At 52.6% G+C, this 23856-nt stretch carries 20 protein-coding genes and 1 pseudogene; 11 read left to right on the top strand and 10 right to left on the bottom strand.

Annotated elements, in window-relative coordinates; genetic code table 11:
* The first annotated feature begins 28 nt into the window (after positions 1–28).
* Both cobD and DENOEST_RS05495 read left to right on the top strand, forming a co-directional pair.
* Positions 29–1084, top strand: coding sequence for a threonine-phosphate decarboxylase CobD (gene cobD, locus DENOEST_RS05500; RefSeq protein WP_145772127.1), 1056 nt, complete (start codon positions 29–31; stop codon positions 1082–1084).
* On the top strand, positions 1081–2010 hold the full coding sequence (locus tag DENOEST_RS05495) for a cobalamin-binding protein (RefSeq protein WP_145772128.1): 930 nt from the start codon (positions 1081–1083) through the stop codon (positions 2008–2010). Before cobD ends, DENOEST_RS05495 begins: the two co-directional genes overlap by 4 nt.
* Here DENOEST_RS05495 and DENOEST_RS05490 read toward each other — a convergent pair.
* The 7 genes from DENOEST_RS05490 to DENOEST_RS05460 form a co-directional block, all read right to left on the bottom strand.
* Complete coding sequence (locus DENOEST_RS05490) at positions 1973–2734, bottom strand: DUF2889 domain-containing protein (RefSeq protein ID WP_170228303.1); 762 nt, start codon at positions 2732–2734, stop codon at positions 1973–1975. The two genes, DENOEST_RS05495 and DENOEST_RS05490, sit on opposite strands and share 38 nt — an antisense overlap.
* A gap of 357 nt (positions 2735–3091) precedes the next feature.
* The gene (locus DENOEST_RS05485; RefSeq protein ID WP_145772130.1) at positions 3092–3730 is read right to left on the bottom strand and encodes a cobalamin B12-binding domain-containing protein; all 639 of its coding nucleotides are present in this window, start codon (positions 3728–3730) and stop codon (positions 3092–3094) included.
* An 87-nt stretch (positions 3731–3817) separates the two neighbouring features.
* Positions 3818–5194, bottom strand: coding sequence for a monomethylamine:corrinoid methyltransferase (locus tag DENOEST_RS05480; protein ID WP_145772131.1), 1377 nt, complete (start codon positions 5192–5194; stop codon positions 3818–3820).
* 134 nt (positions 5195–5328) lie between these two features.
* The gene (locus DENOEST_RS05475) at positions 5329–6258 is read right to left on the bottom strand and encodes a thymidylate synthase (protein WP_145772132.1); all 930 of its coding nucleotides are present in this window, start codon (positions 6256–6258) and stop codon (positions 5329–5331) included.
* A gap of 27 nt (positions 6259–6285) precedes the next feature.
* Positions 6286–6963 carry a TetR/AcrR family transcriptional regulator gene (locus DENOEST_RS05470; protein WP_145772133.1) on the bottom strand — a complete coding sequence of 226 codons (678 nt, stop codon included), beginning with the start codon at positions 6961–6963 and terminating at the stop codon, positions 6286–6288.
* Positions 6964–7521: 558 nt separating this feature from the next.
* On the bottom strand, positions 7522–8343 hold the full coding sequence (locus tag DENOEST_RS05465) for an IS3 family transposase (RefSeq protein ID WP_145772134.1): 822 nt from the start codon (positions 8341–8343) through the stop codon (positions 7522–7524).
* Positions 8340–8654, bottom strand: a complete 315-nt coding sequence (locus tag DENOEST_RS05460; RefSeq protein WP_145772135.1) for a DUF1153 domain-containing protein — start codon at positions 8652–8654, stop codon at positions 8340–8342. Before DENOEST_RS05460 ends, DENOEST_RS05465 begins: the two co-directional genes overlap by 4 nt.
* Before the next feature lie 56 nt (positions 8655–8710).
* Between DENOEST_RS05460 and DENOEST_RS05455 the strand changes: the two are divergent.
* The 9 genes and pseudogenes from DENOEST_RS05455 to DENOEST_RS05415 form a co-directional block, all read left to right on the top strand.
* Positions 8711–8959, top strand: a pseudogene (locus tag DENOEST_RS05455) (transposase); the annotation flags it as partial.
* A gap of 327 nt (positions 8960–9286) precedes the next feature.
* Positions 9287–11647, top strand: coding sequence for a TonB-dependent receptor (locus DENOEST_RS05450; RefSeq protein ID WP_145772136.1), 2361 nt, complete (start codon positions 9287–9289; stop codon positions 11645–11647).
* A gap of 343 nt (positions 11648–11990) precedes the next feature.
* The gene (locus DENOEST_RS05445) at positions 11991–13670 is read left to right on the top strand and encodes an FAD-binding protein (protein WP_145772137.1); all 1680 of its coding nucleotides are present in this window, start codon (positions 11991–11993) and stop codon (positions 13668–13670) included.
* Positions 13671–14106: 436 nt separating this feature from the next.
* Positions 14107–15324 carry an MFS transporter gene (locus DENOEST_RS05440; protein ID WP_145772138.1) on the top strand — a complete coding sequence of 406 codons (1218 nt, stop codon included), beginning with the start codon at positions 14107–14109 and terminating at the stop codon, positions 15322–15324.
* 247 nt (positions 15325–15571) lie between these two features.
* A complete protein-coding gene (locus DENOEST_RS05435; RefSeq protein WP_145772139.1) occupies positions 15572–16606 on the top strand; it encodes a 3-oxoacyl-ACP synthase III family protein in 1035 nt (344 codons plus the stop codon).
* A 93-nt stretch (positions 16607–16699) separates the two neighbouring features.
* Positions 16700–17302 (top strand): carboxymuconolactone decarboxylase family protein, encoded by a 603-nt coding sequence (locus DENOEST_RS05430; RefSeq protein ID WP_197970529.1) that lies wholly within the window; start codon positions 16700–16702, stop codon positions 17300–17302.
* Positions 17299–18000: a CoA transferase subunit A gene (locus DENOEST_RS05425; protein ID WP_183148210.1), complete on the top strand. Its 702-nt coding sequence runs from the start codon at positions 17299–17301 to the stop codon at positions 17998–18000. Before DENOEST_RS05430 ends, DENOEST_RS05425 begins: the two co-directional genes overlap by 4 nt.
* A 22-nt stretch (positions 18001–18022) precedes the next feature.
* Entirely contained in the window at positions 18023–18679 is a 657-nt protein-coding gene (locus DENOEST_RS05420; RefSeq protein ID WP_145772343.1) for a CoA transferase subunit B, read from the top strand.
* 291 nt (positions 18680–18970) lie between these two features.
* A complete protein-coding gene (locus DENOEST_RS05415; protein WP_145772342.1) occupies positions 18971–20083 on the top strand; it encodes a helix-turn-helix transcriptional regulator in 1113 nt (370 codons plus the stop codon).
* Between the two features lie 136 nt (positions 20084–20219).
* Here the strand turns inward: DENOEST_RS05415 and DENOEST_RS05410 are convergent, their stop codons facing one another.
* The 3 genes from DENOEST_RS05410 to phbB (DENOEST_RS05400) form a co-directional block, all read right to left on the bottom strand.
* Entirely contained in the window at positions 20220–22061 is a 1842-nt protein-coding gene (locus tag DENOEST_RS05410) for a VPA1262 family protein (protein WP_145772341.1), read from the bottom strand.
* A 229-nt stretch (positions 22062–22290) separates the two neighbouring features.
* Positions 22291–23031: a beta-ketoacyl-ACP reductase gene (gene phbB / locus DENOEST_RS05405; RefSeq protein WP_145772340.1), complete on the bottom strand. Its 741-nt coding sequence runs from the start codon at positions 23029–23031 to the stop codon at positions 22291–22293.
* Positions 23032–23095: 64 nt separating this feature from the next.
* Complete coding sequence (gene phbB, locus DENOEST_RS05400; RefSeq protein ID WP_145772339.1) at positions 23096–23836, bottom strand: acetoacetyl-CoA reductase; 741 nt, start codon at positions 23834–23836, stop codon at positions 23096–23098.
* Positions 23837–23856 lie beyond the last annotated feature (20 nt).

Genomic DNA, 23856 nt, shown 5'->3' with positions numbered 1-23856 from the left:
CGGGTGATGATCCCTTAGTGCTTTCACCATGGCCCAATATCAGTCCCAACACGCTTCATCTTCTTCATCTTCGCTAGCACCACTGCACCACGGCGGCCGATTAAGACAAGCATCCATACAGTGGGATATACCCATCCACCAGTGGGTAGACTTATCCACTGGTATCGCTCCCTTCTCTTATCCTTTCTCACCGCCGCCCAGCAATTGTTGGGAACGTTTACCCGAGGAAGACGATGAACTTCAGACTGTGGCACAAAAATATTACGAACTGAGAGAAGATCAGTCTTTATTGCCCGTGGCTGGATCTCAGGCAGCGATTCAAGCCTTACCTCGCTTGCGTACTCCTTGCCTTGTAGCCGTGCAAGTACCGAGTTACGCAGAGCATTTGAGAGCCTGGCACCGAGAATCCCATCAAGTGCGGACTTTCTCTCCAGAATCATTAGATGATGTGGCGACGAATGCCGATGTGGTAGTTGTTATCAATCCGAATAACCCAACCGGTCATCGGCATTCCTCCGATAAGCTGTTAGCTGTCGCTCACAAGTTGAATCGACGTGGAGGCTGGCTTGTAATAGACGAAGCTTTTGCTGACGTTGATCCAACAGGAAGTTTAATATCCAATGTCGGTGCCAACTGTCCTAGCCTGATAGTGCTGCGTTCTCTCGGCAAGTTCTTTGGTTTGGCAGGGGCGAGAGTGGGTTTTGTCATCGGACCGGCGTCATTACTCACCATTCTGGGTGATCAATTGGGGCCTTGGTCCATAGCCCATCCATGCCGCCACGTTGCAGTGCAGGCACTTACCGACCAGCCCTGGCAATTCAACCAACGCCGCCGGCTGGTTCAGGCCAGCCAGAGACTGGCGGCAATATTAGCCAGCTTTGGCCTCAAGGGAAACACGACCAGCAGCCTATTCCACTACATTCCAAGGAACGATGCTGCAAGGCTCCATCATGCCTTGGCGCGCCAGGGTATCCTTACTCGTCTTTTTGATAGCCCACCAGCCCTACGTATAGGGTTGCCTGGTGATGAGGAACAATGGCAACGACTGAGTTTCGCACTTGACCATATCGACCACCATCCATGAAGACGCTTCTTGCCACGTTCCCGCTGCTAATCCTCATATTGTGCCCAACAGCTACCGGAGCCACGTCCCCTGTTACCCTAGTGGACGATGCAGGCTACACCCTAAAGTTGGACAGCCCGGCCAAGCGCATTGTTAGCTTGGCACCTCACGTAACAGAATTGGTCTATGCAGCTGGAGCCGGCAGCCGGCTTGTTGGCGCAGTACAGTACAGTACCTATCCGGAAGCGGCCAAAAAGCTGCCACTGGTTGGTGGCTATACCCGATTTGACGCAGAGACTATCCTAAGTCTGAAACCAGATCTTGTAATAGGCTGGGTCAGCGGCAATCCGAAGGAACAAGTCGAGCGTTTGCGCCAACTTGGTCTCAAGATATTCCTCACCCAGCCTGATCAAATTGACGATGTAGCGCGCAACATCGATCAAATCGGCATCTTGGCAGGCACTAGCGCTATCGCCCGAACCGAATCAGCGCGCTTCCGTAATCGTCATAAGACCATGGCTATCCGATATGCCACACAGCCACCTGTCCGGGTGTTCTATCAAGTATGGAAGAATCCATTGATGACCATTGGTGGTCAACAGATCATCAGCAATGTTCTAACACTTTGCGGCGGAAAAAATATATTCGCTCAGTTCGGCACCCTCGCCCCCAGAGTCACCGAGGAAGCAGTACTGGCAGAAAACCCTGAAGTGATTATCGCATCGGGCATGGACGAATCCAGACCTGAATGGCTAGAAGATTGGCGGCGATGGGCAAGCATGACAGCCGTGTCCCGGAACAATCTATTTTATATTCCACCTGAATTGATTCAACGCCATACTCCACGACTACTAGATGGAGCAGAGAAGGTGTGCCAGTATTTGGAACAGGTGCGTCGCACGTCCAGCGCTATTTCAGGTCTGACAGAAGGGCGTCTGGGCGACTAGAGAAGTCCCGGCTGCTGCCATGGGCGCGGGTGAGTGTTGGAATCAGGGCGGGCTGATAGGAATAGCATGCGCCAGCGCGTGCCGATGTGGTGAAGCTAGGCGGCAGTTTGTCCATGTCAAACAACAGGGATATGGATACGATTAAGGTGCGGCGGGCGATAGCGATAGCTTCAACTTCGTCGAGATCATGAGTTGAGGACTCGACCCAAGCCATCATAGTACGTACATTCTGGCCGGCATAGGGACCCGCTGTTATCACATCTCCATCTAGGGGCCAATCCAACACCAAGACCCCATCACGATAGAGATAAAGTCTACGATGTCCTTTCAGAAGGACACCCTTTTCCATTGGAACAACCTGGAAACCGTCAGTATGTACCTCCATATCATACTGACGTCGAGCTGTGCCACGGGTGGCGTGAGCAATGGCGAGGCTAGCCAGGTCGAATAAGTGGGTACACTGTTCGGCTCCAGGTGTATACCGATAGGCCGCTTGAGGGTGAGGTACCAGGGCCATACCCACCAGCCGGGACAACAGGGTAATAGCTCCTTTGCATTGCGACCAGGGGCTGCGGAGGTGTACATTATCGGCGACCACGTTTAATACATGGTGGTTGTCATGATGCAGAACGATGCCAAAACGGTGCTGGTTATCCTCAAGGTCTGCACGAATACTGCAATCGCTAGCAACTATCAGAATGCGGCGGCGAAGAATCTTGTTCATTGTCTGTTCTGGATCGGTATGTATGTAGCTTGCAACCCCATCTCTTCGTTGCATCAGTACCGTCGTAGCCCCTCCCTGTCCTACTCCTTGATCGACGCCAGTGATGACCCGCTACTCTGAGAAGAGTAATTTACCCATACCGTCTCCGTTTCCTATGGCTAAACCTGTAAATCGGCGAGCGGCTCATTCAAACAGGCATGCAGGTCACATTGGACGAAGAGATCCATGCGCAATAGCGCTCTCGTACCTTATTCACCCACAAGCAGTACTACGTATTACACACAAACTGACACCTATTCCGGCGTCACCATTGTCCGTAGTTGCATTTCGCAACTACTTGCTCGGGATTTCCATAAATCAAGCAACCTGCAATAGCTGCTTTGCCAGCCTCACGGCATCTTTTGCCTGAGCCCCCCAGCCATCCGCACCTTCCCTTATTGCCCAGTCATCTGTAGTCACTGCGCCACCGACTATCACCGGGTACTTCTCTCGTACATTCATATCCTTGAGAAGCTTCACCAATTCTGAGAATTTCTCCATTGCAGGGGCAAAAACTACTGACACAGCAATCATGTCTGCGCCTGTTTTTTCTGCTTGCTCATAGAAATTCCATGGACTGTTCTTCTCTCCAATATCAATCACCTCAAAACCAGCGATTGTGAGCAATGTGCTTACGAGGTTCTTACCAATATTGTGCTGACTAAGCATTGTTCCTAGAACGATTTTTTTGTTTATCTTCTTTCCTTCTCCTGCAGGAAATGCAGCCTGAATGATTGGAATGCAGGCTTTTGCCGTTACACCTGCCCGAACAAGGTCAAGAACAATTGCTTTTCTGTTTGCAAATCGATCTCCTACATCACTTAACCCACTCATGACTCCATCTTCCAATATGGCCATGGGTTCGAAGCCGGCGTCAAGAAGTGCTCTTGTCATCGCAGCAGCCTCATCAGGTTTTGTTTCACTCACAAGTTGCCGCAGATCTTCGATTGAAAACATTTAAAATCTCCTCTAATTATTCAAAATTCATTCCAAAGTTCAAATCAAGGCGAGCTCTTGACGCCAGTGACTTTTCTAAATCCTGAGTTAAAAGTCCCAAGTTATGTAGTTAAGGCCAAATTCCTTCATGGATCTGACTAACTTATGGTAATGATCCAATGCGACTTTCTTGGGTTGCAATGTGGATATGTCATACAATTCTTCGATATTAAGCTCGACATTTTGATCAGGAACAGACTCCATAGAATCCGCAATTTTCATCAACTTCCTGATAATTTCGGTTCCATCTTTGGGCGATAGCCCCGCTGATGCACGAGCAAGCTCACCAGCCCATCTCGCCTCAAGAGCAGTGCTTCCACCTGCTAGCCATAAACCTTCTACCCCAGATATGCTTGCGTTGATTACAGCACATGCGGTTTCGTACCAAGCTCTCTCATTTAAAGGACTATCTGCTCCTAACCCGCTGCCTCTACCGAATGTAATCCAAGGCAGTTTTAAATTTCGCTCTGCTGCCAGTGCTGCGGCTGAATTGCACCAGAAGATATCGTTTCCATAATAGGGACCATGAACCGAGACCGACATGGCCTGAGTAATGGCTCCTCCTGAATAGGCCAACATGGCCAAAGTGTGCGCAATAATCTGAATCGCGCCCTGCTCTGGGCCGGAGAGATATGCATACAGCGCCGGACAGGAGCTCATCCACGGTTCAAGCCCTATCTGTTCGGCATGAAATGCAAGATTTAATCGATCATAATCAATACGCATTTCCTGAATAATTTGAACTGGCAGTGCACAATTTTGTTTGTTGTAAAGACCAGAAGCGAATGTACTTATTAAAGTATGCGGAGTCGTTGAGGTCATGGGAAATCCAAACCAGAGGCCCGGTTTCCCTGCTCTTGCGGCCGCCTCATTCATGAGGCGGGCCTCTGTGAGGCAAGCAAGAGTTTGAGCAGGTGTCTCCGCAATATTTTTCATTTTATTTATAGAGTACAATGGCATAGGTATCACGCCATCACATGTTGGTTCCTGCATTACTGAAATTGCAAATAGCTTATACAGTTCAGTATTTGTTGAACGGCCACCAGCAGGAGGAAATGTATAAAGATGTTGCGAGTCACCAGGAGCCCGGGGCTTAATCGTAATTTCTTGGCGACCGGATCCGATCGTAACTTCCTTACGTGCCGTACTTATAGCTTCATTGATTTCCTGCTCAGTAAACTTAACAACTCGTTTTGTGTTTTTGCAGTACAGGCCGGCCTCAAGAAGATATTCCTTACCTGCTTTAAAGATCGCATCCGCAAGATCAGGATCAGTCATAGTCGGATCGTCAGGGTCCCACTCGATTCGGTACTTTGACTGCACTGCAGCAAGCGTACTTGGCAAGATTTCATTTTCAAATACATCTTCAGGCATAACCGGTCCTGTCGCCGTGCGGTAAACCGCCTCCATCAGTAACTTACTCATTCAATCCCCTCCTTCACGCATGTTGTAAATCCTTACAAACACCAGTAGATTTTATTTTTAAAACCTACCTGACCACTTCCTGTTAGGTTTGAATCTATTTTTTGGAATGATTAAAATTAATTAAGCTTAGTGGCCTAGCCTTGCACGTAACATTCTTTGCTTTTGATGGCGCGCATTAATGCGGCACATTCTTGGCCAACATAGCGGATGTGCTGAGGATGTAACCACGGCATGACATCAACGATGTACCATGACAAGTCTTCCGGATCATCAAACCCACCCTCCCAGAATATTTCGCTAGCATCATGATCAAGAAGCATTGCGCTTGCTTTTCCACCGTTGTTTCCAAATAAGAATATTCCTGCAGGGTCTATTTGAAGCGGCAATGGTCGTTTAAAGAATTCTTTAAGATGTTCTTCCGCACGTTCCCAATCTTCATCATAAAGTTGTGCGGACTTAATCATATAAACCAAGGCCCCAATCTCAAGGCCGGCCTGCTCGGCGACTTTTCGCTGAAAATGGGCAAGCGCCAATGCCTCGATCGGCCATTCAGTAAATATATTCGCCTTCAATTGGGTGAAAGAGCCAATTAACTTCCCATCAATTACACTGAATGTGACTGAAGTGAAATCTGTACTGATTCTGTTACTTTCATCATCGATAAAAAAAATACTTACGTCGTTATCTGGTGATTCCCTTAACTGATTACTCAGTATTTCTATTTGCCCAACCCTTTGTTTGTCTTGTTGATTTTTATTAGTTAATTTGGTTACGGCTGATTCAATTATTTTTAAACGACGTTGAACAGCATCAGAGCTAAATCCAAAGAATTTATAAAAATCATTTTCATTACCCACTTGCTCGATCGTCAGAATTACATTTAGAGATTCAGCAACCCGACTACGACTACTATTCTCGAATTTCTTTTCAAACCCGACTCGCAATACCAAATTGAGAAGCTGCAACCATGCGTCTCCAATTGATTCGGCGTAGATTGGGAACGTTGTAAGCCTTGATGAAAATTTTTTCCGCTCAGATTTATTTGAAGATTGCTTTTGTTCCATTTAATTCTCCTCGATCTTAAACATTCATCAACGATCCTGGCTTACCAGTTCAGGATGAATGCAGAATGCGCGTATAAATTGACTCTCAACTCGTTCAAGAATTACCTCATCAGGCGTTGTCATATCATGATCCAACCAGTAAATAAGCTCTGCCTGCTTAAGTGCTAGCATTTTTCTGACTAATAATCCTGGGTCTTCATTTACATAAATTCCTTCAGAAATTCCACACACAAACAACTGATATGGAATTGAAGCAAAGCCACCAGGACCAAGTTCACCTTTGAGGATCGAAAAAGAAGGTGACGATGCCCAATTAGAGCGATCGTTGCAGCACATGCGTAAGAAGTTTGGATTCTTAAGAAAATACTGGGTTCCTGCTCGAACAACTGAGAGATGACGACCTAGGGTGCTGTCGTGCAAATCGCGTGCGGCTTGAATGCAGTCTAAGAACCCTTTTAGTCTGACCTTAAGAATTTCCGAAAGAATTGATTGCTTACCATCAATTGCCGCATAAAGCGTACCAAGCGATATATCTGCCTCTGCTGCAATCTCTTGCATATGAGCTCCGGCCATTCCTTTACTCGCGAAAATTCTCTCAGCTGCATCGGTTATGACCTCTAAATACATTGTTCTACGTTCCTCGGCGATGCGTTTTTTTAAAGGACCTGTAGAGACCCGACGTTTTGTGCCAAATGTGTTTCCCATTTACTCATCTCCTTTTTTGCGCATATATTTAATTAGCGGTATCTCAACTTTTTCGTAACGGGGTTGTTTAGCAAGTTGTCAGATCGGGTTGTACTTCAAGAAAATAAAGCAGCATCTGCGTATCAGGTGCTTTTTCCGCTCCTCGGAGAACAACATGTACTAGGCTTGGTTTACTGTTTCCGTCTATGCGGTCGTCGATATCCTAAGGAAAGAAGCGGCTGTATCTTTCCGCCTCGCTCTACGAAACCCTGTACATCCTCCGCCTCACCATATTCGAGGAAATCCGGCTGGATCAGCTGCCCGCGCGCATACCTCCACATCGAATCAACCGGAAAATCCCAGTCAGTTGATTCTTTGCGAATACCGTCAGAACACCACTGATCTTTGGTAAATTATGTGAAAATGTAATCACTGTTCTAAATAATAGAATTGCCATTCTCTCTTTCGATTTATAAAAGTCAATAGGGGCGCGTACCAACTCGTATTGGTAATCCCCCGGCAATTAGAGGAAGTAATTTTCTCGAAAGGGGTGTAATGACCCAGCAGAATCTGCACAGGTCAGGCTGCTAAAGCAAAGGTTTGTGCCGGAGTTTTCATGCCGAGGGCCTGATGAGGCCGGCGGTTGTTATAAAAGCCAATCCAGTCGCCAATGACACGAGACGCATGTTGCAGGGTCTCGAATCGATAACGGTGAGCGCATTGCTCCTTCAAGGTTCTGATCACCCGCTCCACCATACCGTTTTGCTCCGGGGTGTGAGGCGTGATGAACTCCTGGCGTAGGCCGTAGCTCCTGACCAAGGCGGTATAACTGCGGCTGGTAAAGACCAGACCGTTGTCGCTGCGAAGCAGGAAGGGCGTGGGCACCCTCCCCAAGGTGCCAAAGCGGGCAATCAAGGCCTGCTCTAATGCGGCCTCGGCAGTCTTGGCCTTGCCTGAGCGGGAAAGATGCCAGCCCAGCAGTTCTCGGGTATGGCAGTCGATCACCAAGGCGAGGGTCGCCCACTGATCTCGCCCAGCCCAAATGCGGCACAGATCGGTGGCCCAGCGCTCATTGGGTGCCTGCGCGACCGAAGGCAGCGCCTGCACTCGCGGTCGGAATCCTACGGGCCGTTTCTTGACCTGCCATCTCATGAGTTGAAACACCCGCTGTACGGTGTTCTTGTTCATGCCCAGCAACGCAGCCACGGTCCGGTAACCAAAAGAAGGGTGCTCGTTGATCAACGCCTTAATCGGCTGGGCAATTGCATCCTGGACTTTCGGGGCCGCTTTGGTCGGCTGGTAATACACCGTGCGCCGCGGCACGTCGAACCACTGGCAAAGTTTATTGATCGAGACGGTAAGGCCATCAGCTTTCAGTCCCTGGCGGATCGTCTCGATCATTTCTCGTCCTCGCCCAACAGGGACTGCAATTTTTTTCTGGCGCGTAACTCCAGCATGGCTTCGCCGTAGGCTTCCTGGAGCTCCTTGAGCTGCCTTTCGTACTGCTCTTTGATCTCCAGGGGCTTGGCTCGCAAGGCATTCTCCATGCCCCGTTTCCCTTCATCTACCCACTCTTCGATCTCTGAGGGTGGCAGATCAAATGAGCGGCTGGCCTCCGCCACACTGACCTTGCCCTGAATGATTTCCGTCACCAGCGCCGCTTTACGCTTCGCCGTCCAACGCTTGAATTCTTCTTCCATCACGATGCTCACGTCTTCTTCCTTTCGAAATTATGACCTGAGCAGATTTTTAGTGGGTCATTACAGGGGACTACACCAATAAACGGACCTACAAGAACCGGCCTCTGACCGATGAAGACAAGGCAATCAATCGGCGTAAGTCGAGTGTGCGATCCAAGGTCGAGCATCCCTTCCTCTCCCTGAAGCGGCTGTGGGGCTTCGCCAAGACCCGCTATCGTGGTTTGGCCAAGAATGCCAACCGCGCTTTCGCCATGTTGGCGATGATCAATCTCGTCAAGTGGGGACGACCAGTTACGAGACAGTTACGTCCGATATGAGCGGCAAACGGGGAATTCCCCCACCGCTGACGCTCCAACGGAAGGAATGGACAGGGAATGTTCCATTCGCTTCATGTTCCCACCTCCATTCGCCCTCATGCCTTCGCGACTTGCGGCGTATCCCTAACGGAGTATTGACCCAGCTCGCAATTGACCTAGAAAAATAAATTTTTAGTGCATTTGCATCATGTCATCGCTTGCCAAGCCTGACATGCTTTCCTGAGAAATAAGAAATCCCTGACTGTAGTTAACAATTTCTGTCGGTCAGAAGGTGTCATATCCCCATGGGTGTTCCATCTGTAGGGAAATTTTCGGAGGAGGAAAGCGATGTTTCAGAAAAAAATGATACACACAATGATTTGTGCCTCATTCGTGACCTGCGCATCAGCTTGGGCAAAGGGGGAGGCTGCACTTGAGGAGATCATCGTGACTGCCCAGAAAAGGGCGGAGAACGTACAGGATGTTCCGATTTCCATCCAGACGCTTGATGCAGCAGCGCTTGAAAAGAATGTGATCGTTAGCCTCACCGATATGCGATCCCAAGCACCCGGGGTGACGATCAACAATTTCCCCCTGGCACAAGAATCAACATTATTCATCACAATGCGGGGTAGCCAGCAGTTCAGTGCAGCGGTGACCCTGGATCAGCCTGTCGCCATACACTTGAACGGCGTCTATCTGGCGCGTTCCGATGGTCTCAATTCCGTCACGGCGGCAGATCTTGAACGCGTTGAAATCCTCAAGGGGCCGCAAGGGACTCTCGTCGGCAGGAATGCTGTTGCTGGCGCGGTCAATATCGTCACGGCCAAGCCCACCTTCGACGGCTTCCACTTCAAGCAGCAGGTGACCGTTGCCACCCGGGACCAATTGGTGACCAAGACCGCTGCCAACCTTCCGATCACCGATGCCCTGGCAGCTCGCATCTCGTACCTGCACAAGTCCATCGATGAGCCGGTTAACGGCATCAAGAACTCTGGCCCTGGGCCGGAGCTGGGGACCTCCCAAACCGATGCCTGGCGCCTGGATTTCCGCTGGAAACCCGCTTCCATGGTCACCGTCGATTATGGCTATGACTTCACCAAGATGAAGCTACAGGATCAGCCCTTCGTCTGTCTGGGGGCAACCACAATCCTGGCCAACAAAGCCGATTGCACAAGCGATTACCGCTCCACCCTGACCGGGGTTTCTGCGCAACCGGACAGCGAAATCGAGGTCGAGGGCCATACCGTCAATGTGGACTGGGTCGCCAGCGACACACTGACGGTCCGCTCCATCACGGGATATCGGAAGCTGACCGAGACCTACTACAAGAACATGATCTATTCATCGGGGAATTATGGATACATCGCCGGGCCGGTGACCTCGCTTCCCCCGGCCAGCAGCGTCACAGTCCCCATGCCGGCCTCCAGCGTACCTAGCATCGTCAATCAGGACCAGATCTCACAGGAATTCCAGTTTGTGGGTCGCCCATCTGATTACTTCAACTACACGGCTGGCCTTTATTACTTTGAAGAAAAGGGATACGAAGCCCCTTCCCAATATTCCTACCGCCCCTCGGCCAACTCCGCCACGCTTATTCGTCCGCATCAGGCTTGGGCGCGCAATGAATCCTGGGCAGCCTATGGCCAATTCAGTTGGCGGCCCGATGTGCTGTCCAGGAAGCTTGAGATTGTGCCGGGCGTTCGCTATACCCGTGATACCCGCGATGTCAGTGTGATCGATAATGGAATCGTCTCCTACGCCCTCGACGCCACGAGTTACAGACAATCCTTAGGGCCTACACCAACACAAAGTGGCAGCGGACACCTGACAGGAAGCAAGGTCACGCCCTCTCTATCCGTCATGTACCACTTCGACGATCAAATGATGGGCTACGGAAAGATCGTCAAGGGGTATCGCACCGGCGGCTTCAACATGGGAGATGGCAACCTGGCCCGTGCCCTTACCGGATTCTCACCGGAAACCTTGACCTCCCAGGAGCTGGGCTTCAAGGGACAGTTCTTCGAGAATCGCCTGCGGACCAACCTGGCCTACTTTGTGATGGACTACAAGGATCAGCAGATGCAGATTGCGGATCCCCAAGTAGTTGGCCGCTATACCGCAATCATCGCCAACGCCGGCAAGTCCCAGATCAAGGGGCTTGAGCTTGAGGTCGCTTATGCAGTCACCAAGAACCTGCGTCTCGGGCTCAGCTGGACACGACTGGATCTGGAGTACAAGAAGGTCGTTGCGCCCGGAACCACCACCAACGTGGCTTCCCGCTTCTACCGGAAACTGCCCAAGAACAACTACACGGTTAATGTCGATTACCGATTTCCGGACCTGGGGTTCCCCGGGAGACTTGAGGCCCACTTGGACTATAGCCACATGGATGCCCAGTCGGGATCGACGACCGATGGCATTACCCAAGGAGGCGTTTTTGCGGGCTTTACGGCGACCAAGTTTGGCGAACTGGACCTGACGCCGGCATACAGCGTGTGGAACGGCCGTCTGGCTCTGAATGGGATCAGCACAGCCCCCGACGGACAGGGCGATGTTTCTGTGGGTCTATGGGCCAAGAATTTGACCGACAAGAAGTATCTGTCCTATGTTATGGCGGGTGCTCCGTTTGGCGGCATCACGGGAACAGCGCTGGGATTATGGGCGCCACGTCGTACCGTGGGTTTTGATGTGATCTATCGCTTCTGAGCCGCATTCCAGGCTGCATAGGCTCCTCTAATGCGGCCTAGATCTCCTCTCAGCTAAATTTCTCTGTCCAGCTGAGTTGGCCCGCCCGAGAGGGCGGGCCTCTTTTTTCTATCTTAAAGAGGATGGCCAGATGTTCTAGGTTTCTCGTTAAGTGACGTCTGAATATCGCCCGTCGCATTATCCACATGCTCTATGTCTACGCACTGGAAAAATCCTTTATTACCTTGATTGAGAAGGCCTGGCCAGCGTGACCGTAGTTTCTGGACGCCAAGGAAGGCCATGGTCCATCGCGGAATATAGAGCCCAGAAAACACAAAAAACGACCACAAGGAGGACGCCATCAATGAGTGAGTCTTACGAATACGATGTAATCGTGGTGGGCACGGGCGGAGGTGCCCTGCTCTCTGCCCTGCGCGCTCATGACCTGGGGATGAAGGTGCTGGCTATCGAAAAAAGCGATCAGTACGGAGGTACTTCCGCCACATCAGGAGGCGCCCTGTGGATTCCCCTCAACGGTGAAGCGCCGGACAGCTATGAATCCGCCTTCACTTACATGAAGGCCGCAGCGTCAGGAACCACGACGGACATCAAGATCCGGGCCTATCTGGACTCCGCCAAGGACATGATCCGTTACCTTAACGAGAAGACTGCTCTGCGCTATCGGGTAAACGCCGACTATGCCGACTACTATCAGGATATACCCGGTGCAGTGGATACAGGACGGGCCATGGAACCGGATCCCTTCAACGGCGCACTGCTGGGAGAGGAAATCCAAAATTTGCGACCCACTCACCCCGGCGCCACGTTGATGGGGATCGGCATGACCATCCCGGAATCTAACATCATCGCTACCAAGGCTCCGGGCTGGCTATGGACTTTGCTAAAAATCATGCTCGGCTACTACTTGGACCTGCCCTGGCGCTTCAAGACCAAGCGGGATCGACGGCTATGTCTGGGCAATGCCCTCATCGGTGGCTTGCGCCACGCCATGCTGGAACGCAACATCCCGCTCTGGCTTAACTGTCCGTTGGAATCGTTGATCCACGAGGATGGCCGGATCACTGGCATCATCGCCCGCCGGAAAGGGAGCCCGGTCACCTTGCGGGCGCGGCGTGGGGTAATCCTGGCCGCTGGCGGATTCGAGAGGAACCAGGCAATGCGCGACCAGTACCATACTCAACCCAGTCGTCAGGAGTGGTCTTGCACTCCGAAGAATCTCAATACGGGAGATACCATCCGAGCTGCCGAGGCGATCGGTGCCAAATTGGAAAACATGCAGATGATATGGGGAACTCCCACAGTACGCTCCCCCAAAGCTCTTCAGCAAGGCCAGCAGGCCATATTTGCGGAGCGTGGCTTCGGTGGCAGCATTGCCGTTAATAAGCAGGGCAGACGCTTTGTCAACGAAACTATTTCCTATGATCGCTTCGTTGAAGCTATGTACGCTGATCATGCTAAAACGGGCGGCTGCATTCCTGCATGGATTATCCTTGATGCCAAATATCGTAAGAACTGCCCCTTGGGCCCTCTGCTGCCGGCATCAGTGCTGCCAGATTCCAAGATACCGAAGGAGTGGTTTGGAGACTTCCTTTTTAAGGACGATACCTTGGAAGGACTGGCACGCCAGATCGGTGTAAATTCAGCGGGTCTGATGGAATCCGTTCAAAAGAACAACGCCTACGCCAGCACCGGCGTGGACCTGGACTTCCAACGGGGCGAGAGCGCCCACGACCGCTACTGGACCATAAAGGGAACCAGCCCTAATCCTTGTCTCGTCACCATCGACCAGGCGCCTTATTATGCCGTCCGAGTTGATCCCGGAGATACGGGAACAAAAGGTGGTCCCGCGGTAACCGAGGACGCCCAGGCACTTGATCAATCGGGAACTCCCATTCCCGGGCTCTACTGCATCGGCAACAATGCCGCGGCCCCCCTAGGCCGGGTATACGGTGGCGCGGGAGGCACCCTCGGTCCTGCGATGGTGTTTGGCTATCGGGCAGTCAGTCACTTGGAAAAGACCTGATGTTTTCGATCCGTAGAGGAAAGCCCGATGGAATTCTTATCTGCACGAAAAAACCTGAATCAGCTGCACTTTATTGTTTTATTTCTGAAAATCCGACCCAGTGGTATCCGGTCATGAAATTCAGTGAGTGCTAGGTGTTCCCTGATCCAGACTTCTATTTCCAATGAGTAAAGTAGCTCTCTGCATCGAACAGCAACTTTCTAATACATTTGCATCATGTTACCCATCGCTAATCCCGACATACTTTTCCGGGAAAAAAAAGAAGTTCCCTATTTTTTGGTCAGAAGATATCTTTTTTGAGCCGCATTCCATGCTGTATAGGCTCCTCTAATGCGACCTAGATATCCTATCAGCTAAATTTTCTCTGTCCAGCTGAGTTGGCCCGCCCGAGTGAGCGGACCTCTTTTTTCTATCTAACCCGGGAGAAAATAGCCAGATGTTCCATGGATGGAAAATTGTGATTGTAGCCATGTTGGTATTGGGAATGAGCAGTGGTGTCACCAGTTATTCCTTCGGGCTATTGGTATTGCCGGTAGGCAATGAGTTCGGTGCTTCACGAATGGAGATGATGTGGGCGTTGACGGCTTGCTCTCTGGCTACGATGCTAATTTCCCCCATTGCTGGCTCCCTGATGGACAAACGGTCTGCTCGTTCCATTTATGCTGTTGGCACAATGTTTCTTTCTGCATCCCTAATGCTGATTTCCTTCTCCCGAAATATCTGGGAATTCATTCTGATTTATGGTTTTGTGATGTCCCTGGGTAGCACCCTGCTAGGGCCGCTAGGGGCCAATACATTGGTGGCCCGCTGGTTTTCCCGGCGTAGTGGACGCGCCATGGGTATCACAGCCATGGGTACATCCTTGGGGGGGCTCTTGGTCCCCCTGATCCTGCAAGCCTTGATAGAAGGTATGCATAGTTGGCGAAAAGCCTGTCTGCTTATGGCGGGGATTATCCTTTTGATATTGCTGCCACCAATTTTCTGGCTGGTGCGGAACAAGCCTGCCGATCTGGGTTTACGCTCTGATGGGGGGCAGGTTCTGGATGAATCCCACCCACCCGAGGCCGGATCGCTCAAAACTGAATTGCCGAACCTTATGAAGGATGCTTCCTTCTGGCGTATTTCTATGGCTATCGGCGTGTCCATAGCGACGTTCATGACGGTCCTGGCAAATCTGGTACCTTTTGCCATGGGCTACGGAGTGCCGTCTTCCCAGGCTGCTCTATTGGTTTCAGTAATATCAGTTTCTGGTTTTAGCGGCAAAGTTCTTTTCAGTGTGTTTGCTGATCGCATCAATATGAAGTACTGCATTTTGGCAGCTTTGTTGATGGCAGGATTACCGTTACTGTTGCTGGTCTGGTTCCATGAATTTCCGATCATCGTACTTGCTGCGATTTCGGTAGGGCTTTCCTCCGGAGCATTTTTGCCGGCCTGGGGCGCCCTGGTGGCAGAGGTTTATGGCCCCTTGATTTTTGGACGTGTTATGGGATTTATGCAACCGTTAAGCATCGTTATGGTAATTCTGGCATTACCCATGGTCGGTTACTTGTACGACTTGACTGGCAATTACTCGGCGGCCTTCCTAGTCTTGGCCAGTACTGTCGGGGTCGCAGTGATCGTTTTCCTTCCCTTGGCAGTCAAAGGAAAAACATGAATCGCATCGTCAGGCGGTCAACACAGATAAAACAAACCTCATGACCCTATAGATGCACTGGCAGTGCTCGGCTAAGGGGGCTGCGATTGCAATTGTTGAGTAACAGAAAACTTAGAAAATACCGATTCGGCTTGTTTTAGTGCGTTTGCACCATGTGGAATCAGGTCGATCTCCTCATACTTCATTCAACGCAATGCTTGGCATCTGGCGACATGTTGATTGTTGGTGAAGACTTCGAGTACAGACCATGAAATTCAGCCCGACGGCCAAGGCCGCGATCAAGTCCCATAGCTGCCACTTCCCGGAAGGCAAGCTGACGAATGAGCAGCTGGAACGGGAACTGGGGGTATGGAGTGCCTCCAGGATTCTCGATCGCACGGGGATCGCTGTGCGCTCGGTGGCAGGACCGGACGAATGCGCCTCCGACTTGGGCTTCGCTGCCGCCCAGCAATTGTTTGCACAGGGTTCGTGTGCGCCGTCCGATATCGACTTCCTCCTCTTTTGCTCTCAAAGTCCGGATTATTTCCTGCCGGCGACTGCATGTCTTTTGCAGCATCGCTTGGGACTGCGCACCGATTGTGGCGCCTTCGATCTCAATCAGGGGTGTTCCGGATTTGTATATGGCCTGGGGGTGGCCAAAGGCCTGATTGAGACAGGCGCTGCGCGCAATGTGCTGCTGATCACGGCGGACACTTACACGAAATACCTCAACGCCAAGGACCCTACGGTACGGACACTGTTTGGCGATGCGGCGGCAGCCACCCTCATCGGCGCGGTGGAGGCTGATACGGATCTTATCGGCCCCTTTGTTTTCGGTACCGATGGTAGCGGAGCCCATAATTTGATCGTCCCTGCCGGGGGAATGAGACATCCGACCTCCAGCGCAACCGCTTTGGTACGAGACTTTCCTGACGGCAGCCGTCGTTCGCTGCAGAACCTGTACATGAACGGGCGGGAGGTTCTGAGCTTCGTCCTGAGAGAAGTTCCCAAAGCTATCGATCAGCTTCTCCTGAAATGGGGCGGCTCCATTGATCAGGTCGACCACTTCATCTTCCACCAGGCCAACAAGTTCCTGCTGGAGCAGTTGCGCAACGAGTTGAACATTCCCACAAGCAAGTTCTGGTTGCAGATGGAAACCTGCGGCAACACCGTCTCCTCGACCATCCCGGTCGCCTTGCAGAGCGCTTCGAAGCAAGGGGTGATCCGCAGCGGGGACAACGTCATGGTCGTCGGATTCGGTGTCGGCTATTCATGGGCCGGTGCCATGGTCAGGATTCACTGACCAATTGGCGGCTGGAGATGGGCGAATGCGTCATTTGCGATCCGCAATAACGCGGTGAGCTGTCACTGCTTGTACCTGAAAGGAGCAATACCAATGTCTGAAAACAGGAAAACACCCCGCATTCCGCTGCTTTCCGCCGAAGAGATGGCAAAAATTGGTACCGAAGCCGGTATTCCGCCAGAGCTGCATGATCGCAATATTTTCCGCATCCTCTTTCAGAGCCCCCGTGTAGCCAAGGCACTTCAGGGGCTGCTCTACGCACAGCTTTTTGATTCCGCCTTCGATGGCAGGCTACGCGAGCTGGTCATCATGCGTATCGGTTGGAAAACCAACTGTGAATACGAGTGGGTTCAGCACTGGTACACCGCATTGAAAGCCTTCGGCTGTACGGAGCAGGATCTGCTGGAGGTTCGGGATTGGCAAGCCTCGACGCATCTCGGCGCTGCCGAAAAAGCCGTCCTTGCGGCAACGGACGAGGTCATATCCACCGGGACAATTTCCGACGAAACGTGGGCACGTTGTGAGCAGAATCTCGAGGGAACAGAGGCGCGCCTGGAGCTTGTATTTGCAATCGCCACCTGGCACGCTGTTTCTTTGATGCTGCGCTGCATTAAGGTTCCCGTCGAAGCGGATACGGTTTCCTGGCCACCTGATGGATGCTCTCCGGAAGACTTTGCGCGCGGAGTATCGCGATGATAAACAAAGTTGTCGCTAGCGCTGCTGAGGCCGTAGCTGACATCGAGGATGGTGCGACGCTTGTCGCCGGCGGCTTCGGTTTGTGCGGAATTCCTGAAAATCTGATCCGCGCTTTGGTGGACAAAGGTCCAAAGAACCTCACGGTGGTCTCCAACAACTGTGGGGTGGATGACTTCGGCTTGGGGCTCATGCTCGCAGCTCGACAGATCAAAAAGATGGTCGCGTCCTACGTTGGAGAGAACAAGAACTTCGAAAAACAGTTCATGAGTGGCGAGCTCGAGGTCGAGCTCAATCCCCAAGGGACATTGGCGGAGAGGCTCCGAGCCGGAGGGGTCGGTGTCCCGGCCTTCTACACGCCGACAGCCTACGGCACGCAGCTTGCAGAAGGTAAGGAGACCCGAGAATTCAACGGGCGTCCTATGGTGATGGAACACGCCATCGTTGGCGACTTCGCGCTGGTGAAAGCCTACAAGGCCGATCGCCATGGCAACCTCATCTATCGTAAGGCGGCGCGTAACTTCAATCCGCTCTGTGCGATGGCGGGCAAGATTTGCATTGCCGAGGTGGAGGAGCTGGTCGAGTTTGGCGAGCTTGATCCTGATCTCGTGCATACACCTGGGATCTTCGTTGATCGTGTCGTCGTCGGAGACTGCTTCGAGAAGCGCATCGAGCAGCGTACTACACGTCCGCGCCCATAAAACCCCCCAGAGGAGGACAACAATGCCCCTGACACGTCAACAAATTGCCATGCGCGCCGCTCAAGAGTTGCGCGACGGCTACTACGCAAACCTTGGGATCGGCATTCCAACGCTGGTAGCCAACTACATCCCGAAGGAGATGGAGGTCGTTTTTCACTCGGAGAACGGCATTCTTGCCTACGGGGCATTTCCCTTCGAAGGTGAGGAAGATGCCGATCTCATCAACGCCGGCAAACAAACGGTGACCGAGTTGCCGGGAACGTCCTACTTCGATTCGTCGCTGTCATTCGGCATGATTCGCGGAGGACACATCGATCTGACCATACTCGGGGCCATGCAGGTGGACGCCTGCGGCAGCATCGCCAATTACATGATCCCTGGCAAGATGGTCAAAGGGCCGGGCGGAGGGATGGATCTGGTGGCCGGTGTCAAGCGGGTCATCGTCACCATGGAGCACGTCGCCAAGAACGGAGAGAAAAAAATTCTCAAGAAATGCAACCTACCGCTCACAGGGGTTGGCGTGGTCACCCGCATCATCACGGACTATGGGGTGATCGATGTTACCCGTGATGGTCTGGTTCTGGTGGAGAAGGCGGCGGACCTCACCGTCGAAGAAATTCAGTGCGCCACCGAGGCAAGACTCATCATTTCGCCGCAGTTGCGTGATATTTCTCTATAAAAATGCTCATGTTCGATCATGAGCAAGCATGATGGGGGCTGCCTAGGGTAGGTCCGTCTCTAGACTACTATGGGATCTCTATATATTTCCAGTAACGCTGGGTACTCAGGTCTTAGTGAAATGCTGAACCAGTTGAAATTCATTCCAGCGGACGTCGGAATCCAGAAAAATTAACAAACTGGGCACCGGCTGGTGTGGCGGACTTAATAAGTTCCCTAGTACCCATCTTGGCGTTTATGCTATGTATTGGGATCTATTGCCAAGCGTTATAGCACTCGGAGTTATCGATTCATGTCGCATGCTCTAGAGCAACTGATCAACACGCTTTATGCCAGTATTCTCGATGATTCGCCGTGGCTTGCATTTCTTGATGCGCTGGAAAACCAGCTTCCCTGCCATCACGCCACAATGGTTCTACGCCGTCCTCGTGACGGAGATGCCGGAATCTGGATTGCAAACCCCACCAACAGTTTGGCAATGGCCGCGCTGCAGAGGGAATATTACCGCGATTCTCCCTTCCTAGATTTGCCTGAAGGCAAGGTATGTATTCTTACCAAAAGCCAGCTTGAGAACCAGCACGCGACATACTATAGACAGTTCATCAGACATTTCAGTCAGACTACAGAGCTGATTGGCGTCAATATGATCGAGCCGCGTACCGGCATGATGTTCAGGTTGCGGGCAGCCAGGATTGAAGGTGAGTCTGGATTCGGAGAGCGCGAGCGAAAAATCTTCGAGGCCATGATCCCCCGCCTTCGTACCGCAATCGCTCTCTATGCCCGCATTGCACTACAGGAGTATCGATTGAGTGTGCTTGACGAGACCACTGGCCAGGTCGCCATTGGTTCCGGGGTTCTTGACGACAAGTGCCGTATCCTGATCAAGAACATGGTATTGGACCGAGTGCTTCTAGCCCAGGATGGATTCTATGCCCGAGACGGTGTGCTCCACTGTAGCGACCCCAAGGACGATCGTGCGTTGCGTACGTTGTTGAGTCGCCTGCATGGTAGCAATCCGCAGCTTTCCGGAAATCAGACCATGAAGGTTCGGCGAGTTGATGGGGAACGCTACTGGAGCCTTCTGGTCCGCTCTTCGCAGCCGCGGCCCGGAGTGGACGAGAAGGCGCAGTCTCCGGTGATTGTGCTGCTCCGTGATGCAAGCTATACTCCGGATGTTACCGATAGCGCGCTGATCGAATTTCTGGGACTTTCACGGGCCGAAGCCGCCCTGGCGGTCCGCCTTGTTAAGGGGCAGAGCCTCATCGATGCAGCTGCCTCACTTGGGATCTCCCGCTTCACGGCTCGAACCCAGTTGGCCTCGATCTTCGAGCGGACAGGAGTCCATCGGCAAGCCCAGCTGGTCAGCCATATTCTCAGCATGATGAAAACTGTCTGGGTCAATTGAGTCGGGTAAAGGTATTCTGGATTCCCTGTGTCGCAAGGAAAGGAATCCGCACCGGCGGCCTTCCACAGGCAAGGCCGCCAGAAACAATGTTTCAATGACCGCCATCGGCCTTTTGGGCCGATGGCGTTTTTTGGTTTCAGGCTTCCATCAGTTTCTTGGGTTTCGAAGTTCCATGCTCGACGGAATCAAATATAACCGGATTCGGGTTTCCACCTTCCTTAGTCCCAGCCGTCGTGAAGGCTCTCGCGATCATATCGTCGATGTAGCTTGTTACATTCCTGAGTACGGCGTCCGGAATGGCGGTAATGACGAGTGGGAGATTTTCATTCTCCCGTTGCAGAGAATTGGACAGGTAGTATCCTGCGACCGGTTTTAGCTGGGTGTCCCGAATCAGGATTATCCTATCGTGAATTTCCCCGGAAGGGATCCCAATTACCCGCAATCGAACACCGTGGGGGCTGCTGGCCCATTTCCGGCAGGCGGACTTCAAGTGATCGATCCGGGACTCTGGCAGTGCTTTCGGCTCCGGTCCCATCCCCCAATCGTGAAGTAGCCTGACAGTCCAGTCGGTAAGAGGCGCCTCTTCGGGGTACTCGGTAAGTACCAGATAGTGGCTGCCATGCACCCCATATTGGTTTACAAGATTGATACCTATGTCATCCATGGACGGGTCAAGCCATGTGATCTGTGCGGAACGGTGGTGAGAAAATAACTCCCTTAGCCATTCAACGAACTCCAGTCTACCTATCTGTTCTTCCTTGGAGTGTTTGACATGGAATCCCATTGAGTCCCTGGGTAGCAAGTGGGTCATAACGAATACGTTGCGACGATTTGCGGCCACCCAGGAATTGGCAGAGTGTTCTCGGTCGTTGGGCGATACCGGGGTATCTCCCGTGAGTGGCTCTTGGGATGCCTGTCCTCCGGGTTTGTTGTACTGCTCTGGGGTCCTGTAAAGCCAATCATTGCTTGTACCTGTATCGTCACCTGCAGCCCGGGGAGAGATGTTGGCGCCATCCACCAGGTGGTTGCCCCAGCGCATGCAGGCATGCGATTGGCCAGTTTTTGGATAGATTGCATCAATGTCGACCTCGCATGCATCAACGATCCGATGGGCTGCGGGAGGAAGCTTGCATACGATCCGTGCAGGAAATGTCGTATTCGGCGGCAGAGATGCAATATGAGTGTGAAAGCAACCTCCGTCGTTAAGCAGTCGTATCCGCACTTGAAGCTCTGACTCAGGCCCGCTCATGGGGCTCGTGAGCACGACACAAATGGAAGAGGCATCTCCGTCAATGTTGAACTGCGGGCGTTCATCATCGTCCAGGGATGGATAGACCAGCAGTTCGATGTCCCCCAGGCGCCAGGAGTCAATATCGGAAAACTTCATCCCGGTTTCTCGCTCAAGCACATTGACGCAATATTTCGCGATATCCCGATCAGGTTCTGTCCCGACATGGAAAATTCCGGACTTTTCGAGATTTGTGATCGCACTGCTATCGGCGCTGGCAAAGTTCATCGGACTGAGGCGCAGGCTTGTACCCTGGTAATAGTCCCGTGAAGGAAGGTGGAGGGTCGGTCTAAGGGTCGATTGCTGACCTAGACGGACGTTGCCAAAGCGTGAGCAATCGTGAGATGACAGCTTTAACTGCAATTCATCACTCGCCGCCTCCAGGGTTGTCCCGCTCAGGAGGCGGCCTAGTAAGGCTCTTATGGTTCGGGCATAGGAAAACAGGCTTATTCTGAGGACCTGCAAACTGGTGGTAGGGCCAGCCTGTTTGAAGGCATCCTCCCGTGGCGCGCTCCAGGCATCGTTGCGATAAGTGCTTGGTGCGATATGGCCATACAGAACGCGAGATTCCACAAGGGAGTCCTTGCGCAATTGCAGTAGCCAGATATGCATTGCGCAGGGCTTTTCGTGCTCACCCACCAGCCGGTCCATCCGGGTGTCGGAGGTGACGACGTCGAGATTCTGAGCCATTGTCCTTCCTTTCCTCAAGGCCTTTCGGCCGTAGAAGTGTGTGCAAACAGGCAGCGCATTGGGCGCAATTTCATATTCCTGTGCGCCTTGCCATGCCTTGGTGCAGCTACTGATCCGCTACATCCATGTGTGCAGTATGCATAGGTATGAGATGTCAGGCATGGTGCAAACGCATTAGGACTTCCGGGTTCTCATCCCTCTATACTCCGTCAGGTGAGCCTCGTCGGCATCAATACATGTGCAGGCCACCGTTGATATTCAGGGTGGCGCCGGTCATGTAGCCTGCGATGTCTGAGGCCAGGTAGGCGCACAGCCCACCGATTTCCTCTGGTGTGCCCATGCGGCCGGCGGGGATGGTGGCGGTGATGGAATCGCGCACCTCCTGCTTGATGGCCATGACCATCTCGGTGGCGATGTAGCCGGGGGCGATGGCATTGACGGTCACCCCCTTCTTCGCCACTTCCTGGGCGATGGCCTTGGTGAAACCGAGGATGCCTGCCTTGGCGGCGGAATAGTTGGCCTGACCGAACTGGCCCTTGATGCCATTGAGGGAGGAGATGTTGATCACCCGACCCCAGCCCCGCTCCGCCATGCCTTCCAGCACCTGGCGGGTGACGTTGAACACGGAATCCAGGTTGATGGTCAGCACCGCATCCCACTGGGCCTTGTCCATCTTGCGGAACACGCCATCCCGGGTGATGCCTGCGTTATTCACCAGCACATCGACCGGGCCGATCTCGGCCTCGATCTTGCGGACCATGGCAGTGCATGAGTAGAAATCAGATACATCGCCTTCAGCAATATGGAAGTCAAAACCCTCCGCCCTGGTTTTTGCCAGCCATTCGTCCTTGGGTGGAAAATTGGGCAGGCAGTTCGCCACCACGGTATGGCCGCTCTGGGCGAGCGCCTTGCAGATCGCGGTGCCCAGGCCACCCATGCTTCCTGTCACCAGTGCAACTCTCTTTGTCATTTCTTGTTCCTCTTTCCCATAAAGAAGTCATTGCTTTGCCGGGGAAGCTGGCTGCCTCAGCCCATCAGAACATGTGCTGACCGCCGTTGATGGAAATATTGGCTCCGGTCACAAAGGCAGCCTCCTCGGAGGCCAGATAGGCCACCAGGCCCGCCACTTCCTCGGGCTTTCCCAAATGGGAGACGGGGATCTGGGGCAATATCTTGCTTTCCAGTACCTCCCTGGGAATCGCTCTCACCATCTTGGTGCCGATATAGCCCGGCGAGATGGTGTTCACCGTAACCCCCTTCTTGGCCACTTCCAGGGCCAGGGCCTTGGTGAAGCCATGCATCCCGGCCTTGGCGGCGGCGTAATTGGTCAGGCCGAAGGCGCCTTTTTGACCATTGACTGACGAAATGTTTATTACCCGGCCCCAGTTGCGGTCAGTCATGCCATTCATGACCTGCTTGGTCATGTTGAATACGGAATCCAGATTGGTGCGGATCACTGCATCCCAGTGATTTCTGGTCATGCGCTTGAAGGTCATGTCACGGGTGATGCCCGCGTTATTGACCAGCACATCCACCGGTCCCAGATCCTTCTCTATCTGAGCCACGCAGTCGCGGCAGGAATCGAAATCGGCGACGTCGCAGGGATAGGCACTGAAGCCATAGCCCATGTGGTTCATGGTCTGCAGCCAGTCCCCGACCTTGGCGTTGGATGGGCTATGGCTGGTGACGACCTTGTAGCCCAGGGCGGCCAGCTTGACACAGATCGCCTCACCCAGACCGCCCATGCCGCCGGTAACCAGCGCAACTCTCCGCATTATCGACTCCTCCGATGACC

It is taken from the genome of Denitratisoma oestradiolicum, from assembly GCF_902813185.1.
Lineage (GTDB): Bacteria > Pseudomonadota > Gammaproteobacteria > Burkholderiales > Rhodocyclaceae > Denitratisoma > Denitratisoma oestradiolicum.
This window is presented reverse-complemented; position numbering and strand designations above follow the sequence as displayed.

Bases quoted from the DNA above. Each gene is read 5' to 3' on its own strand.
- DENOEST_RS05435 (WP_145772139.1), top strand. From the start codon at position 15,572: ATGAAATTCAGCCCGACGGCCAAGGCCGCGATCAAGTCCCATAGCTGC.
- DENOEST_RS05440 (WP_145772138.1), top strand. From the start codon at position 14,107: ATGTTCCATGGATGGAAAATTGTGATTGTAGCCATGTTGGTATTGGGA.
- cobD (WP_145772127.1), top strand. From the start codon at position 29: ATGGCCCAATATCAGTCCCAACACGCTTCATCTTCTTCATCTTCGCTA.
- DENOEST_RS05445 (WP_145772137.1), top strand. From the start codon at position 11,991: ATGAGTGAGTCTTACGAATACGATGTAATCGTGGTGGGCACGGGCGGA.
- DENOEST_RS05450 (WP_145772136.1), top strand. From the start codon at position 9,287: ATGTTTCAGAAAAAAATGATACACACAATGATTTGTGCCTCATTCGTG.
- DENOEST_RS05475 (WP_145772132.1), bottom strand. From the start codon at position 6,258: ATGGAACAAAAGCAATCTTCAAATAAATCTGAGCGGAAAAAATTTTCA.
- DENOEST_RS05495 (WP_145772128.1), top strand. From the start codon at position 1,081: ATGAAGACGCTTCTTGCCACGTTCCCGCTGCTAATCCTCATATTGTGC.
- DENOEST_RS05415 (WP_145772342.1), top strand. From the start codon at position 18,971: ATGTCGCATGCTCTAGAGCAACTGATCAACACGCTTTATGCCAGTATT.
- phbB (WP_145772340.1), bottom strand. From the start codon at position 23,031: ATGACAAAGAGAGTTGCACTGGTGACAGGAAGCATGGGTGGCCTGGGC.
- DENOEST_RS05480 (WP_145772131.1), bottom strand. From the start codon at position 5,194: ATGAGTAAGTTACTGATGGAGGCGGTTTACCGCACGGCGACAGGACCG.
- DENOEST_RS05465 (WP_145772134.1), bottom strand. From the start codon at position 8,343: ATGATCGAGACGATCCGCCAGGGACTGAAAGCTGATGGCCTTACCGTC.
- DENOEST_RS05430 (WP_197970529.1), top strand. From the start codon at position 16,700: ATGTCTGAAAACAGGAAAACACCCCGCATTCCGCTGCTTTCCGCCGAA.
- phbB (WP_145772339.1), bottom strand. From the start codon at position 23,836: ATGCGGAGAGTTGCGCTGGTTACCGGCGGCATGGGCGGTCTGGGTGAG.
- DENOEST_RS05420 (WP_145772343.1), top strand. From the start codon at position 18,023: ATGCCCCTGACACGTCAACAAATTGCCATGCGCGCCGCTCAAGAGTTG.
- DENOEST_RS05425 (WP_183148210.1), top strand. From the start codon at position 17,299: ATGATAAACAAAGTTGTCGCTAGCGCTGCTGAGGCCGTAGCTGACATC.
- DENOEST_RS05470 (WP_145772133.1), bottom strand. From the start codon at position 6,963: ATGGGAAACACATTTGGCACAAAACGTCGGGTCTCTACAGGTCCTTTA.
- DENOEST_RS05490 (WP_170228303.1), bottom strand. From the start codon at position 2,734: ATGAACAAGATTCTTCGCCGCCGCATTCTGATAGTTGCTAGCGATTGC.
- DENOEST_RS05410 (WP_145772341.1), bottom strand. From the start codon at position 22,061: ATGGCTCAGAATCTCGACGTCGTCACCTCCGACACCCGGATGGACCGG.
- DENOEST_RS05485 (WP_145772130.1), bottom strand. From the start codon at position 3,730: ATGTTTTCAATCGAAGATCTGCGGCAACTTGTGAGTGAAACAAAACCT.